The 15,218-nt window shown below is 48.6% G+C and carries 9 protein-coding genes; 1 reads left to right on the plus strand and 8 read right to left on the minus strand.

Going from position 1 to position 15,218, the window contains the following annotated elements:
* Positions 1-192: 192 nt before the first annotated feature.
* From I5M27_RS06605 to I5M27_RS06635, 7 genes are all read right to left on the minus strand, one after another.
* Positions 193-666 carry a hypothetical protein gene (locus tag I5M27_RS06605; protein WP_200505387.1) on the minus strand — a complete coding sequence of 158 codons (474 nt, stop codon included), beginning with the start codon at positions 664-666 and terminating at the stop codon, positions 193-195.
* On the minus strand, positions 663-2,492 hold the full coding sequence (locus I5M27_RS06610) for a glycoside hydrolase family 15 protein (protein ID WP_200505388.1): 1,830 nt from the start codon (positions 2,490-2,492) through the stop codon (positions 663-665). Before I5M27_RS06610 ends, I5M27_RS06605 begins: the two co-directional genes overlap by 4 nt.
* An 855-nt stretch (positions 2,493-3,347) precedes the next feature.
* Positions 3,348-4,784 (minus strand): TolC family protein, encoded by a 1,437-nt coding sequence (locus tag I5M27_RS06615; RefSeq protein ID WP_200505389.1) that lies wholly within the window; start codon positions 4,782-4,784, stop codon positions 3,348-3,350.
* Positions 4,774-7,980, minus strand: coding sequence for an efflux RND transporter permease subunit (locus I5M27_RS06620; protein WP_200505390.1), 3,207 nt, complete (start codon positions 7,978-7,980; stop codon positions 4,774-4,776). The genes I5M27_RS06615 and I5M27_RS06620 overlap by 11 nt, the downstream gene beginning before the upstream one ends.
* Before the next feature lie 25 nt (positions 7,981-8,005).
* Positions 8,006-9,088 carry an efflux RND transporter periplasmic adaptor subunit gene (locus I5M27_RS06625; RefSeq protein WP_200505391.1) on the minus strand — a complete coding sequence of 361 codons (1,083 nt, stop codon included), beginning with the start codon at positions 9,086-9,088 and terminating at the stop codon, positions 8,006-8,008.
* 70 nt (positions 9,089-9,158) lie between these two features.
* The gene (locus tag I5M27_RS06630; protein WP_200505392.1) at positions 9,159-9,404 is read right to left on the minus strand and encodes a hypothetical protein; all 246 of its coding nucleotides are present in this window, start codon (positions 9,402-9,404) and stop codon (positions 9,159-9,161) included.
* Between the two features lie 165 nt (positions 9,405-9,569).
* A complete protein-coding gene (locus I5M27_RS06635) occupies positions 9,570-9,941 on the minus strand; it encodes a hypothetical protein (RefSeq protein WP_200505393.1) in 372 nt (123 codons plus the stop codon).
* Positions 9,942-10,237: 296 nt separating this feature from the next.
* Between I5M27_RS06635 and I5M27_RS06640 the strand changes: the two genes are divergently transcribed.
* Entirely contained in the window at positions 10,238-11,323 is a 1,086-nt protein-coding gene (locus tag I5M27_RS06640; protein ID WP_200505394.1) for an NADH:flavin oxidoreductase/NADH oxidase, read from the plus strand.
* Positions 11,324-11,435: 112 nt separating this feature from the next.
* Here I5M27_RS06640 and I5M27_RS06645 read toward each other — a convergent pair whose 3' ends face one another.
* Positions 11,436-15,137: a BamA/TamA family outer membrane protein gene (locus I5M27_RS06645; protein ID WP_200505395.1), complete on the minus strand. Its 3,702-nt coding sequence runs from the start codon at positions 15,135-15,137 to the stop codon at positions 11,436-11,438.
* Positions 15,138-15,218 lie beyond the last annotated feature (81 nt).

Here is a 15,218-nt window from a genome sequence, read left to right on the forward strand (position 1 = left end):
TGCATTTCAGGAACTTTGTAAACTGACAATGGAAATTAAAACGTTATGGTTCCGGTAAGAAAAAGTGCTATTGTTTTGGGCAAAAAAGTGGCTTGAAAGCTGGTAGCTCGGAATTCTGCCGGTCCAGATTTTAAAACTGGATCAGTACCTGAATTTGCTAAATTTAAATGAAACGACTATCACTTCAGCGCTTTAACTATGATAAAAATAACCCAGAATGGCGCCGTAGATCAAATGCCCCAACAGGGTTACGATCGGGGTGCCTTTGCCGTAGTTCAGGGCAAAAAAACCGGGCGGCTCCAGTTGTTTGGTAGGAGTTGGCCCCTGAAAAGGCCGGGCCATGCGCGGGTGAAAAAAGGGAAGGATCTCCAGGCCCAGCGACAATACAAATGCCCCGTGCACAAACCCGATCGCCATTCCAAACCACCAGGTACTTAAGCCGGAACTTTCGAAAGCGGCACCGTAAATAAAAGCAAAAAGCCAACCCATACATAAATGAGCCAGAAACCCAAGCCAGGGCGCTTTGTTCCGGTTAGCAGTAAACATGGTGCCTAGAATAAATGGCAGATCCATGCGGGTAAATCCCAGCGGGCGGGAAGCAGCTACCAGAATGGTAAAAACAATGGTAGCGGCAAAACCCCATAAGATCAGGTTAGCAATGTTCATTTGGCAGTTTCCTTTCCGGTTAAGGCTTCGTTTAGGGTAAGAGCAGTGCAGATCAAACCAATGTGAGTGAAGCCCTGCGGGTAATTCCCCAGCAATGCCCCGGTTGCCGGATCAAATTCTTCCGCTAACAAACCCGCCGGACTGGCATATTGCAGCAGGGCTTCGAATACCGTTTGGGCTTCCCTGATTTCCCCGGCTAAAACTAAATTTTCGGCAAGCCAGAAATTACAGATCCCAAATGCCCCTTCGCCGCCCTGCAGCCCATCGTCTACGTGCTTGTACCGGTACACCAGATCCCGGTTCGTAAGCTGCTCTTTTATTTTCCGGATGGTAGAAAGCATGCGTGGGGAATCGGCGCTGCAGTAACCCATCAACGGGAAAACCAGGGAACTGGCATCTAACGTACCTCCGTTAAACGCGCGGGTGTAAGATCCCAATGCTTCGTTAAAGCCATACGCTTCCACCTCACTCCGGATCTTCAGACTTATTGCCCGGTATCTGGCAAGCGGGGCTTCTTTCCAGTTATATTTTTCAGCCAGTTTTATTAACCTATCCAGCCCCACCCAGGCCATTACTTTAGAGTGCGTATGGTGCGTATTTTCGGAGCGGACTTCCCAGATCCCGTTATCAGGCTGGTTCCATTGCCGGCAGATGATCTCGCCCAAACCCAATAAAAACTTCCTGGAGTCACGGGCAAACCCCTTTGCCAGCGGAGCGTATTCATAAACAGCATCCAGCACTTCGCCATACACATCCAACTGAAACTGATCGTGAGCACCGTTGCCGATCCGCACCGGCCGGGATTTCCCAAAACCCGCTAGCCAGCTCAACGTCCTTTCCTGCAGAAATGAATGCCCGAAAACCGAATACACTACCTGCAGTTCGGGTTGCGTGAGGCGGGTAGCGTGCAGGATCCAATCCATATACGCGTGCGCTTCTTCCTCAAAGCCCAGTTTTACCAGAACCCGGGTAGTGAAAGAAGCATCACGAAGCCAGCAAAATCGGTAATCCCAGTTACGTTCTCCGCCTAATTCTTCGGGTAGGGAAGTGGTAGGCGCCGCAATAATGGCTCCGGAAGGCGCATGGGCCAGTAGTTTTAAGGTAAGCGCGCTGCGTTTTACCATGTGCTGGTACACGCCCTGGTACTTGCATTGCTTTATCCAGTTTTCCCAGTATTGGTTTGTAAGCTGCAGCCTTTTCAGCGCCGTTTCTTTCAGTTCCGGTACAATTGCCGGACTCTGGCTCGAATAACTTAAGGAAAAAATAACCCGCTCGCCGGCGCGTAAGCTAAACGTTGCAGCGGCCTGATCGTTTGTTTTTGACCGGATTATGATACCGTTTTCGAGGGTGCTGAGCAGGGTATAAATATGTTCTTTCCATAAAACCTGAATGCCTAACTTCCGATGGTCTTCCAGCGTGGCTGCTTCTTTTCCGTAAAAAACCCGGGGCACGTATTCCATCCGGAACTCCACCTCACCCGAAATTATTTCCAGCACGCGTAAAATTTCGTGGTCGGGGAAAAGCGACCGGGCTTTTTCTGCTTCAGATAATGCCACAAACGCATCGAGCAGGCGGGCTTCACCGCTGCCAGAACGGAAGCGCGTTTCTACCACATTAGAATCGGGAAGATAATTTTGGGAACTGGTAAATGTTTCGGTCGGAGCAAGTGAAAAATGCCCTCCAAAGTCCGGATCTAAAAGGGCCGCAAAAATAGCCGGCGAATCGAATTCCGGCAGGCAGCACCAGTCAACCGAACCTTTATTGCTCACCAAAGCCGCCGCGCGGGAATTCCCGATAAGTGCGTAATCTGAGAGTTTGGCGGCCATTTTTAACAGATATAAGTTTCAGGAAAAACGATTGAACTACCGGACTTTTCTTTCCGCTGAAAAGCTAACCATCAGTATTATGCCCGCTTAAATGATAATATTTTCTACCTTTTTCATGCTACGAGAAATCTATAATCTGTTTGCTACCAACCTGCACATTCCTTCCGGAAAAACCTGGCTGGAAAATAAACCGAAGCTGCTTTTTTACCTCCCTCATTATATAACGAAATTGCTGGTAAATGACCGGCGAGAAATCGGGTTGGGATTTTGCCCTGGTATAAAATTATAGACTTCAGTTTTGTTTTTCGCAGGGCAGGTTTTCCAGGTTAATCCGCTAAAAACGTTAGGTTTTTAAAGTAAAAAACTCCCGCATCTTTACTCATCAATGTTTCTGTAAACAGGAGTTGCGTGTTGTTTTCATTCTCTTAGCAGATAGGTGTAAACGCCTTTCTGCCAAATCCGGATCCGGGAAATGCCAAAAGACGCCGGTTAAATAATTTTTATTTGCCTTTTAAGCCAAACTGGTTTTATGAAAATCGTGCCGCCTGAAACAAAAAACTTTCTACAGGTTAGAGTTCTTTCAGCGCAAAAGCGTTACATATTTTGCTGTTAATTTCTGCAAGCATTTTCTTTATCGACTTCAGCAAAGCCGGTAGATTTAAACATATTGTTCAAGAAGGTAAACCTATGCGATTATGGAATGTTTATTTATATTGAAGCCGGCTCCATTTGCTGATGCCAAGATCATTGATTCTCTTTCTTTAGAAAAGTTTTACGACAAAAAAAACCATTTTACAATCCTGTAAAATGGTTTTTTTCCGGTTTTACACCCGGATACTTAAATGAAACAGAAGCTTATTGGTTCCAGCCACCGCCCAGGGCCTGGTACATATTTACCGAAGCGTTAAGTTGCTGCATTTTAGTTTCGATGAGTTCAAATTTAGATTCCAGTGCATCGCGTTGGGTAAGCAACACTTCCATGTAATCGGCGCGGGCCGAACGGAACAGATCATTCGAGATCGTAATAGATTCGGTAAGCGCCTGCACCTGCCTTGCTTTCAGTTCGTAGCTTTTTTCCAGGTTTACGATCCGGTTCTGCTGATTCACAACTTCCAGGTACGCTTTCAGAACAGTTTGTTCATAATTATAAACCGCCTGAATTTGTTTCGCATTGGCGCTGGAATACGCTGCTTTTATGGCGTTCCGGTTTATGAGTGGTGCAGCCAGCTCGCCGGCCAAAGAATAGATTAACGATTCCGGTGTTTTTACAAAATAACCCGGGTTTAAAGCCCGAAGGCCAATGCCCGCCGAAATTCCTAACGACGGATAAAAATTCGCTTTGGCTACGTTTACATCCAGTTTAGCAGCGGCCAGTTCCAGCTCCGCCTGCTTAATGTCCGGCCGGTTTTCCAGCAATTGCGCGGGTGCGCCGGCCTGCATTGTAACGGGTACCAGGTTCGTAAACGCTTCGGCATTCCTGACAATGGGTTGCGGATAACGGCCCACCAGAAAGTTGATCCGGTTCTCCATTTCCACGATGCGCTGCTGAATGTCGTATTGCAGGCTTTGGGTTTTCAGCACTTCGGCTTCGAAACGGCGGACGGCCAATTCATTTACTTTTCCAGCCTGTTTCTGATACCTGACCACTTCAAGCGCGTTAGTCTGGATGCCGGTATTTTGCTTTACAATGGTCAGTTGGTTATCCAGCGCCAGCAGTTCGTAATAGGCATTCGCAATTTCCGCGATCAGGTGGGTAACTATAAAATTCCGGCCTTCTACTGAAGCTAAATACCGGTTTACGGCGGCCTTCTTCGCGTTGCGCAGTTTGTGCCAGATATCTAGTTCCCAGTTCGCAAAAGCGCCCACAAATATATCGGGCACCGGTTCCGGCATTTCTTTTCCCGGCTCAATTTCGGTAGTTGCTTCCATGGCCCCGATATTGGTATAGCGCCCTGCTTTCTCAACGCCGCCGCCAGCTCTTAATTCTACTGAAGGCAAATATTCCCCTTTCCTGGCCCGAATCTCATTGCGGGAAATTTCGATCTCCTGCCTGGTGATGTTAAGCTCCTGGTTATTCCTTAAAGCCGAATCGATCAGGGCTGTCAGGTTAGGGTCGGTAAAGTATTGCTTCCAGTTTATTTTGCCGGCAGAAACGGTATCCTTTGCGGTCGAAAAAGTGGCAGGAATAATTGTATTAGCGGTTTTTTGAACCAATGCCGGTCCGGTACAAGCCGTATAGGTAAGGGAAATGAACGCGATCCCCAACCAATTCCAGATATTTTTAATGAACATATTTTGTAGTTTCTACAGGTTGGGGAAAAGCGTCCAGGGCATGCACGTAATCTTCGGTTAACGTCGTATCTTCTTCGTCTCTTATCAGCTGACGGCCATCGGCCAGGTGCGCGAAAATGTAGTACAAGCCCGGCACAATAATTACCCCGAAAATGGTACCGAACAGCATGCCGCCCATGGCCGAAGCTCCGATGGTGCGGTTACCAATAGCGCCGGCACCGGTTGCTATAATCAGCGGAATTAACCCGGCAATAAAAGCGAAGGAAGTCATCAGGATCGGGCGGAAACGAACCTTTGCGCCTTCAATGGCCGCATCGGAAATAGAGTAACCCTGGTGGCGTTTCAGCACGGCAAATTCTACGATTAGCACGGCATTTTTACCCAGCAAACCCACCAACATAATGAGGCCGATCTGCGCATAAATGTTGTTTTCCAGGCCCATCAGTTTCAGCAGTAAAAACGAACCAAAAACCCCGGCTGGCAATGAAAAAACCACCGCCAGCGGAATGATAAAGCTTTCATATTGCGCGGCCAGCACAAAATAAACAAACACCAGTACGATCAGGAATACATATAGCGATTCATTACCCCTGATCGATTCGTCGTATGAAAGGCCTTCCCAGGCAATGTCGTAGCCATTCGGCAGGTTCTTTTCGGCTACTTCCTGCACGGCTTTAATGGCATCGGCGGTGGTATAACCCTTAGCCGGTTGCCCTTGAATGGAAGCCGAATTGTATAAATTGAAGCGCGTAATTTCGTTCGGACCCTGCGTTTTCTTCAGCCGCATAAAAGCCGAATAAGGCACCATTTCGCCCGCATCATTTTTCACGTAAAGCTTAAGCAAATCAGACGGCATGCGCCGGAATTGCGGATCGGATTGCACGTACACTTTAAAGAACTGGTTGAACTTGATAAACCCTTGCTCGTAGGTACTCCCGATCAGAATGTTCAGGTTTTCCATCGCCTTCCCAATCGACACGCCTTTTTGCATGGCCAGGTTATTATCGATTTCCAGTTCGTATTGCGGGTAATTGGCGGCGAAGAACGTAAACAACCCGGACAGCTCTTTCCGCTTGCCCAGATCATCCATGAATTGCTGGTTTATCTTATCGAATTCGTGGTAATCAGTTTCGGAATTTTTATCCAGCAAGCGCATCGAAAAACCTCCGGAAGAACCAAAGCCTGGAATAGCCGGTGGTTCAAAGAATTCCACTACCGCGCCTAAGCCCTGAGAATGTTCTTCCAGCTCTTCCATGATCTCTTTTACATTGTGCTTCCGCTGCGACCACGGTTTCAGGTTGATCAGGCAGGTACCGGCATTGGAGCCCCGGCCTTCGGTCATGATCTCGTAACCGGCCAGCGAAGAAACGGATTCGATGCCATCTATTTCTTTACAAACTTTCTGCAGCCTTTGCGAAACCTGATTTGTTTTTTCCAGGGTAGAACCTGGCGGCGTTTGGATAATGGCGTAGATCGTACTCTGGTCTTCGTTCGGAATAAAACCTGATGGCAGGATCTGGTTTTCCCAGAAAATTCCTAACCCGAATAGGAAAAGAATCCCGAAAGTAAGCCATCTCCGGCTCACCATTACTTTTAACAAACTCACGTATTTCCCGGTCAGTTTATCGAAGCCGCGGTTAAAACCGTCGAGGGCATTGGTGAGGATGTTTCTTTTGTGTTCGTTCCCGCAGTGGTTCTTTAACAGCATTGCGCAAAGCACGGGTGTAAGCGTAAGCGCAATTACGGCCGAAATAACGATGGAACTGGCCATGGTAATGGAAAACTGCCGGTAAAACGTACCAACCGGACCGCTCATAAACGAAATTGGCAGGAATACCGAAACCATAACCATAGTAATAGCAATAATGGCCCCGCTGATCTCACTGAGTACTTTTTTTACTGCATTGTAAGGAGATATGTGCGGCTCTTCCTCAAATTTTGCGTGCACGGCTTCCACTACCACAATGGCATCATCCACCACAATACCAATGGCAAGTACAAGTGCAAAAAGGGTAACCAAATTGATGGAAAGCCCGAAAAACTGGATCACGAAAAATGCGCCGATCAACGAAACCGGCACCGCCAGAATGGGAATTAAAGTCGAACGCCAGTCGCCAAGGAAAATGAAAACCACGATGGCTACCAGAATGAAGGCGTCGCGAAGGGTATGAATTACCTGTTCGATGGAAGCATCCAGGAACTGGGAAACGTCATAACTGATCTTATAATCTACGCCCGGCGGGAAAGACGTTTTCATTTGCTCGAGCTGGGTTTTTACTTCCGCAATTACGTCGGAGGCGTTACTGCCGTAGTTTTGCTTTAATACAATGGCCGCCGAAGGATTCCCGTCCAGGTTGGAATAAATATCGAAAAATTCGCTGCCTAGTTCTACTTTGGCAATGTCGCGGAGATGGATACTTTCCCCTTCGGCATTGGCCCGGACAATGATGTTTTCGTATTCTTCGGGTTTGTTGTAGCGGCCTTTGTAAGTAAGCACGTATTCCAGCGATTGCGCGGCAATGCCGGAGCTTTGCCCCAAACGTCCCGGCCGGCCGATAATGCTTTGCTCGGCCAACGCTTCCATTACTTCTTCCACGGATATGTTGTAAGCCCGCATCCGGTCCGGGTTAAGCCACACGCGCATGGCGTAGCGCCGGCTACCCAGGATCTGCGCCCGCGCCACGCCTTTGATCCGCTGAATTTCGGGGATCATTTTCACAGTGGCGTAGTTGAACAGAAATTTTTCGTCCATGCTCTTTTCCTTGGAATAAAGGTTCACGTACATCAGCATACTCGGCTGAATGGGCGTAATTACCACGCCTTCGCGCTGCACCAATTCCGGCAAAAGCGGCATTACCTGGTCTACACGGGTTTTCACCCGGATCACCGCATCGTTCGGATCAGTACCCGGTTCGAAAATGATACGGAGAGTAGCCTCACCGGCGCTGGTAGCATCGGAAGCAATGTAGCGCATGCCTTCCACGCCGTTAATGGCCTGTTCCAGCGTAATTAAAGTTGATTTCACCAAAACATCGGCGCTGGAACCCGGGTAGGCAATGAAGATATTAACGGTGGTGGGCGCAATGTCCGGGAACTGGGAAATGGGCAGTTTTTTGATCGCCAGGGTTCCCACAAACACGATCATAATGGAGATCACGATCGCAAAAACGGGCCTTCTTATAAATTTACTAAACATGTTTTCTGATTTTTAAAATCCTGAATTATTCCGCGTACAGATTCAGCTGCGACATTACTTTTTCCGGCTTCACAAATTGGTAATGGATCTTTTCGTTTTCGCGTACCTGCCGCAAGCCTTCCAGCAAAATTTTATCGTCTTCTGCCAGGCCGTGCTGCACCACGTAAATGTGCGGCAGTTCGGCGGCTACCGTAATTTCGCGCGACTTGATTTTACCCGCTTTATCAACCACGTACACGTACTTTTTATCGAGCACCTCGTAAGTAGTTTTTTGCGGAATAAGCATAGCGTTTTTGAATGGAATGGTCATGAGAATGTTGCCGGTTTCGCCGTGGCGCAGCAAACCATCCGGGTTTGGAAAAGTAGCCCGGAAAGCAATATTGCCGGTTTCGTTGTTAAAATCGCCTTCTATGGTTTCTACTACGCCGGTATAAGGGAAGGTTTGGTTATTAGCCAGTTGCAGTTTTACTTTTACCGGATCGTTGGTTTTTATACTGTTCTTGTAATCCAGGTATTGCGCTTCCGGCACGTTGTAATACACCCACATTTTGCGGTTATCAGACAAGTTGGTAAGCAATTCCCCTTCTTCCAGCAAACTGCCCAGGCGCACATGAAACCGGTCGATGAGGCCATCGAAAGGGGCGCGGATCTCGGTAAACTGCAGGTGCACATTGGCTAAGGCTAATTCGGCTTTGGCCTTTTCCAGTTTGGCTTTGGCCATGGCCTGTTCGGTTTTGGCTACCACGTTGCGACTGGCCAGCGAAGCGGTATTCTGGTATTCGATATTGGCGAAATTTACCTCTGCCTGCGCTTTTTTCATTTCCGCTTCGTAGAGGTTCGGCATGATCTGGAACAGGAGCTGCCCTTTTTTTACCAGCTGACCTTCATCTACATAGATCTTTTGCAGGTAGCCTCTTTCCTGAGCCCGTAATTCGATATGACTATTGGAATGGACCTGGCTGACAAAGGTTTCGGTAAGGGTGGTGTCCTGCTTTAGCGGGCTGGTGACCAGGAATTTGGTTTCGTGTTCTTCTTTCTCTTTTTTGGATCCGCAACCGGTAAATGCTATACACAGGCACAGGCCGAAATACATGAAAATTTGCTTCATGAGTTTTTTTTTAATTATAAAATTTTGATTTTAGGAATTGATATTGGAATTGCGTGTTTTTCCTGAACGTTTAGCATGTCGCATGGAGCTGAGCAGACTGTTTTGTAAACAGCTGGCTTATGCAGGCTTCTGGTTTCAAAAGAACCGCAAGGGGTTTTCCGGAAGCAGGCAACGTGCCTGCTTCTCTGGAAAAGAAATATGTGAGAGTATTAAAATTGGTTAGGGAAAAGTGCTGAATGTTCGGTTTGTTTTTTGCAAACACGGGAAATGAAAACTGCCCTAAACCGGCGCGCAAAACTGGTTGCCGGAGTGCCATAAAAGCTTTTGGTAAAGAAAAAAAACGATAAAACGGTAGGGTTCAGGCCTTAAAAGTGCCGGTGCCAGCGTTGATCTTACCAGGAAAATATAGCTTGAAATGGAAACAGCACAGCTTTCCGGCGCCGGGATTTGCGCATAGAAAAAAGAAAGCCGGAAAAAAAAATTACAATCGGAAAACGGAATTGACCAGGAAAATTGCGGGTAAGCTGCTTTTGATCGCTTTCCCGTAATGCACCAGAAAATGTTTGTTGAAAAGCCGGAAGTCCGGAATGAAGGCGTAAAAAGTATTGTCGTGGCCAAAGGAAAGCTGCAGAGTAACAAACGAATCGTCTTCATCTGATTCTACCTTGTTTATCTGCGGGGCCTGCACGTCAATTCCGGAGTTTTTCTTCACCACAAAGCCCTCCGAAAGATGCGTATCGGGGGAAGAAAGCGAATGCGCAGTTTGTGAAAGAACGCCGGCCGCAAAAGTATAACCACCCGCTATATTGAAGAAGGTTATGCAGATAACGATTTGAAGCAGAAATCTTTTCACGGTTCTGGGTTTACAGCCGCAAAGTTAAATCGAAAAATTCCATATAAGTGCAACTTTTCACATAAAAATTTATTACTTAAATCTTGTTAACGGCTGCTTAAGGGTAAAATATATGTTTAAGCGGCTCGGCACGGCACTTTTAGTTGTTCTGAAAAATAAAACCGGGGCTGAATTACCCTGAAAATCGAAAACGTTTCAGAGCCTATCCGAGGTTTCATTAAAAAATTATCAGTAACTTTTAATAACTAAAACCGCTAAACATACGCCTGGTAAATCCTAATATTAAAAAAGAACGCATGGATCATCTATTCTCACCGATAAAAATTAAAAGCCTCGAATTTAAAAACCGGATCGTGGTTTCGCCTATGTGCCAGTATTCAGCCGAAGACGGTTTTGCCAACGACTGGCACCTGGTGCATCTGGGCAGCCGGGCGGTAGGCGGCGCGGCTTTGGTTATTGCCGAAGCCACCGCCGTTTCGCCGGAAGGCCGGATCTCGCCCGGCGACCTGGGGATATGGAAAGACGAGCATATTACATTTTTGCAACGCATAACCGATTTTATAGAGGCGCAGAAAGCAGTTCCGGGCGTGCAACTGGCCCACGCGGGCCGTAAAGCAAGCAAAAGTGCGCCCTGGCTGGGCAACGAACATTTAAGCCCGGAAGAAGGTGGTTGGGAGGAAGTTTATGCTCCCAGCGCCATTCCTGTAAATGAAAATACGCCCCCGCCGCTGGAATTGACCGAAGCACAGATTGCCGTGGTAGTGGAAGATTTTAGAATGGCCGCCAAACGCGCCCTGGCTGCTGGGTTTAAAGTGATCGAACTCCACGCTGCGCACGGTTACCTGATCCATGAATTCCTGTCGCCGTTAACCAATACGCGAACCGATCAATATGGCGGAAGCTTCGAAAACCGCATCCGGTTTTTGTTGGAAGTAGTAGCGGCGGTAAAAAAAGAATGGCTGGAAACCTTACCCTTATTCGTCCGGATCTCGGCAACCGACTGGGTAGCAGATGCACCGGAAAGCTGGACCCTGGAGCAATCTGTGGAACTGGCTAAAATATTAAAAACGAATGGTGTAGATCTGGTAGATTGTTCTTCGGGCGGCAACGTGCCGGTTTTGCAGAAAATAAAACCCGGCCCCGGTTACCAGACGCCTTTTGCTCAGGAAATAAAAAAGCAAAGCGAGATTTTGACCGGCGCAGTCGGCTTGATCACTACCGCGCACCAGGCCGATCATATCATCCGCACCGGACAGGCCGATATGGTGGTAATTGCCCGCGAATTTTTACGCGACCCTTATTTTGGTTTAACCGCTGCTACGCATTTAGGGCAGGAAACGGAATGGCCGGTGCAATACGAACGCGCGAAGCCCAGAAAATAAACAATCTAGAAAATAAACAAAAACGCTATACTTTCCGGCCTGAAAAGTATAGCGTTTTTGTTTTAGGAACGGAATTTTCAAAACACTTTTTCTTGCAGGAGCCCTACCGTTTTTAACGATCCAGCACCAGCCCCAGGGAAAACTGCACCAGTAAGGCTTCCTCTGCCGAATGCCCGAAAAGTACGTTGAGCGCATAACGGTGTTCGATTGGGGCAATGTAAAAGCCGGCGCCGTAGCCTTTGTGCAAACCACCTTCATCGCTGCCCTTGTACCATACTTTTCCCTGATCATAAAAAGCCACCACACCATAATAAAATGGCAATACTACCGTGCGTACGCGGCCTAAATGAAAGCGTAGTTCAGTGTTCAGGTAAGCCGAGCGGTCGCCGAAAAAACGGTTATTTACGTAGCCGCGCAAATTATCGGATAAGCCCAGCGAGGTGTATTTATAAAATGGCAGGTCTTTTCCATAGTTGCGAGCACCGCCCAGTTTCACTGCCAGCGTAACCGGGATTTTAATGCGCGCTGTGCCAAAATACTGGCCCGAAAGCCCGGTTAAACCAAAGGCATTTTTTTCGCGGGTAAGCCGCTGGTACGTGGTATGGCTGAATTTGAAACGCAGGCCTTTTGTGGTGAAACTGGCATTGTCGCGCAGGTCGAAATCGAGTTCAGTCAGGCCTCCCAATAAGCTTTCTTTGCCGGTGATCAGGTCGCGGGCAGTTTCTTCGTTTAAAATGGTACCGTTTTTTGGCTTGGAAACCAGGTATTCGTACAACGGCCCGATCCGGAAGGTGCTTTTGCGCAGGAAAGTGGTTTGGGTAAAGCCATTCAGGCGCAAACCTTTGTAGCGCGAACGGTAGAAATTTTCGTCGTAAAGGTTATCGTCTTTTTTGGTGTTGTTGCCTAAACCGAAGAAATTATAATGCGGGAAATACGAGCCGTAGGAAGCCAGACCACCTACACTCCAGGTTTGCCAGACGTTATGCCAGATACCGCCACCTGTCAGTTGAAAAGCGCCTTTGTTGGTACCGCGAATATCGACGGTGTAAATGCGTTTTTCTTCGGGTTCGCGGAAGGCGTAACGGCCAAGTTTCAGGGTCAGGCTCGCGCCCAGGCCATCGCTGCGGTTATACACAATGCCCGGAATGGGAGACATGTAGTTGTAGCGGAATTCCTGCCGGTTGTAATCGTTGATATTCAGGGCGTTCGAACGCATGTCTTTGGTTTCCGGGCCGGCCTGTAATTCGGTTTTGGTAACGTCGTACACGCGGGTATAATGTTTGCGGCCGGGCACCAAAGAATTATCGCGGATAATGTCTTCACCTTCCCCGCCGATCACGCGCACCAGAATGCTGCTTTCGCTGCTGCCGGTAATGTCGATCACGTCTTTTCCGTCCAGGGCAAAAATTCTTATTTCCTGGGTTTCGTGCGGGTAAAAGGTGCGGTCAAAATACGCTTCGCCTTCCGGGCCGTTGGTTTCTTTGTCTTTTTCGTACTGGCGCACGCGCACCATATTGCCGGGCAAGCGTTCCACCTTAAAATATTCGTTTTTGTTCGAACCTACCACGTCTACTACCAGGGCCAGGTTTTCGTAAAATTCATCTACGGCTTTCGGTAGTTTTTTAATGCGGTTTTTGAGTTTATGAGCGATCAGGTTGCCTGAAACCGGAATCACTTCGGCGGGTTCGGCGGCAATGGCTTTATCGATGGTGGCTTCGGTCATTTCGGTTTGCAGTTCACGGGCAATTTTCTGCCAGTCTTCGCGCGAAAGGTTTTGCAGAAGTGCCCGGTCCAGGTGCCGCGCCGGGTGGGTTAGACTTCTTATTCCTTTATAATCGTGCCCGAAATTCTGAATGGTTTTCACGCCAAAAGGCTGATCGGCGAGCCAGGGAAAAAAGCCGTCCCAGCGGGAAAAAGCGTGGTCGCGGTCGCGCGGAATGGGTTTGTAGATCCGTTCGCCCTGTTGGTTTTTAAAACCAGCCCAGCGCCAGTTATCGTCGTGCTTGCCAAAATCACCTACCCAGATATCAAAAGCGCGGGCTTTGCCAAAGGCGTAGGCATCCAGGCGGTTATCATGGTCGTCATAAAGCTTGCGGAAAAGGCTGTAAGTCCGGATCACATCGTCGGCGCCGGCGAAGCCTTTTTTGCCTTTTTCCGGATCTACGGGGCGGTCTTCCAGCATGCCAAACAAGCCGGCATACTGCGCGCGGTAAGGACCTAAAGCCGGATCGTTGGGCAACACATACAGCTGCGGGCGCGCATGCAGGATATCGGTAGAATCGAGCAGGGCGGAAACAATAATGGCGCCGTAAGGTTGTTCGGTAGCCGTAATATCGCGGAGCACATTGGTTACAAACGTTTCGCGCAGGGCCAGGGGCAGGGCTTTTACCGGGTCTTTGTCTACAGAACGGAATACCAGATCGCGGCCGCTTCGGGAGCGGAATTGCAGCGAAGTGGTTTGCCGGCCGCCGCCGCGCCCCACCGGTTTCAGGCCGCCGTACGTTTTGCGCAGATCAAGCAGCGGCACCTGCACCGGCGTGGTCCAGGTGGTGCGGTAAAGCCTGCCAAAGAAGATCTTTTTAAGCCAGTTGGCTTTGTATTGCGGGCCCGGCACCACGGTTACTTTACCGTTCTGGATTTCCATATAGGTATCGGGCACTGAATCGGGCGCTACGCACGGAATAAAAAAACGGTTGGTCGGGGCCAGGGAATCGGAAAAATCGGCGCAAGGCGACTGCAACAGAGTTTGCGAATTAAGCGGGGCTACGCTGGCGCGATTCAGCTCAAAGAAATGCACTTTTACTTCCCCGTTCGGGAAATATTCAAGCTTGGTAAAACCGGTTTTGGCGGCGCTGAACATGGTTTCGGGGCTTTTGCCCACGGCTTCCTTTTCGGTTAAACTTCCTGAGATCAGGTGGTAGGTTTCGTCGGTATAATTGAGTTGCAAATTGTATTCGTGCGCCGAAGCGTAAATCAGGCCGGGGCTTTGCTTAAAAATTTTCTGCATTTGCTCCCTGAAAGCTTCGTAGCGGAAATTGCTCAGGTCGCGCGGGGTGCCGATGTTCTGGCGGTAAGCGGCATAAATGCTCCCGAAAACGGGTAGCGGAATGCGGTTGCGGGGATTTTTATCGGAAAGCGGGAAAATGTGTTTTTTCAAGGTCATGCGACCACCGTATACGCCGTTGGATACCACCGGATGATGCCCCACCACCAAAATATTGCGGTTGTCGGCTTCGGTAATTTCTTCCTGTAGTTCTTCCACAAATTCCTGGCGGGTAAGAATTTTGCAGTCCGTATCGGTAACTTCGGGTTTGTCGTAAGGGTGCATCCACCAGGAAGAATTAATGGCTACAATACGCAGCAAGGGATTTACATCGAGTACTTCGGGGCCCGGACAACCGCTGCCCGGCACGAAACCGTTTTTATAAGGCAGGCGGCTTTGCAGGTATTTTTCCAGGCGGCGAACCGCTTTTAAGCCCTCTTTGCCGGAGTTGTTCCAGTCTTTGTCGCCGGGAATGAATATGATCTTCCCTTTCGGGTTGTCTTTCACCAGGTTCACGAGCTGTTCCAGGCGCAGGGCATCTTCGGGTTTCGGGTTTTCGGACCAGCCTTTATTCAGGGCAATATCGCCGAGGTGAACGATGGTGAACGGATTATTCTGGCGGTCAATTTCCTGCTTCAGCAAAGTATAACTTTCCGGGGAAAGCGGTTTGGTAGCGGTATTGCCGAAAAGATAAACCGGGTAGGAAACATTCTGAGCGAAAACGGTATGGAACAGGAATATAAAAGTAAGCAGCGAAAAAATGCGGGCCATAGAAACTGAAAATACTGAAAAAGCTATATCGGTGCAAAGGTATGTTTACTCCTGAAACGGCCTTTAAGTTTTTTGTTTGGG

Source organism: Adhaeribacter terrigena, assembly GCF_016623615.1.
Lineage (GTDB): Bacteria > Bacteroidota > Bacteroidia > Cytophagales > Hymenobacteraceae > Adhaeribacter_A > Adhaeribacter_A terrigena.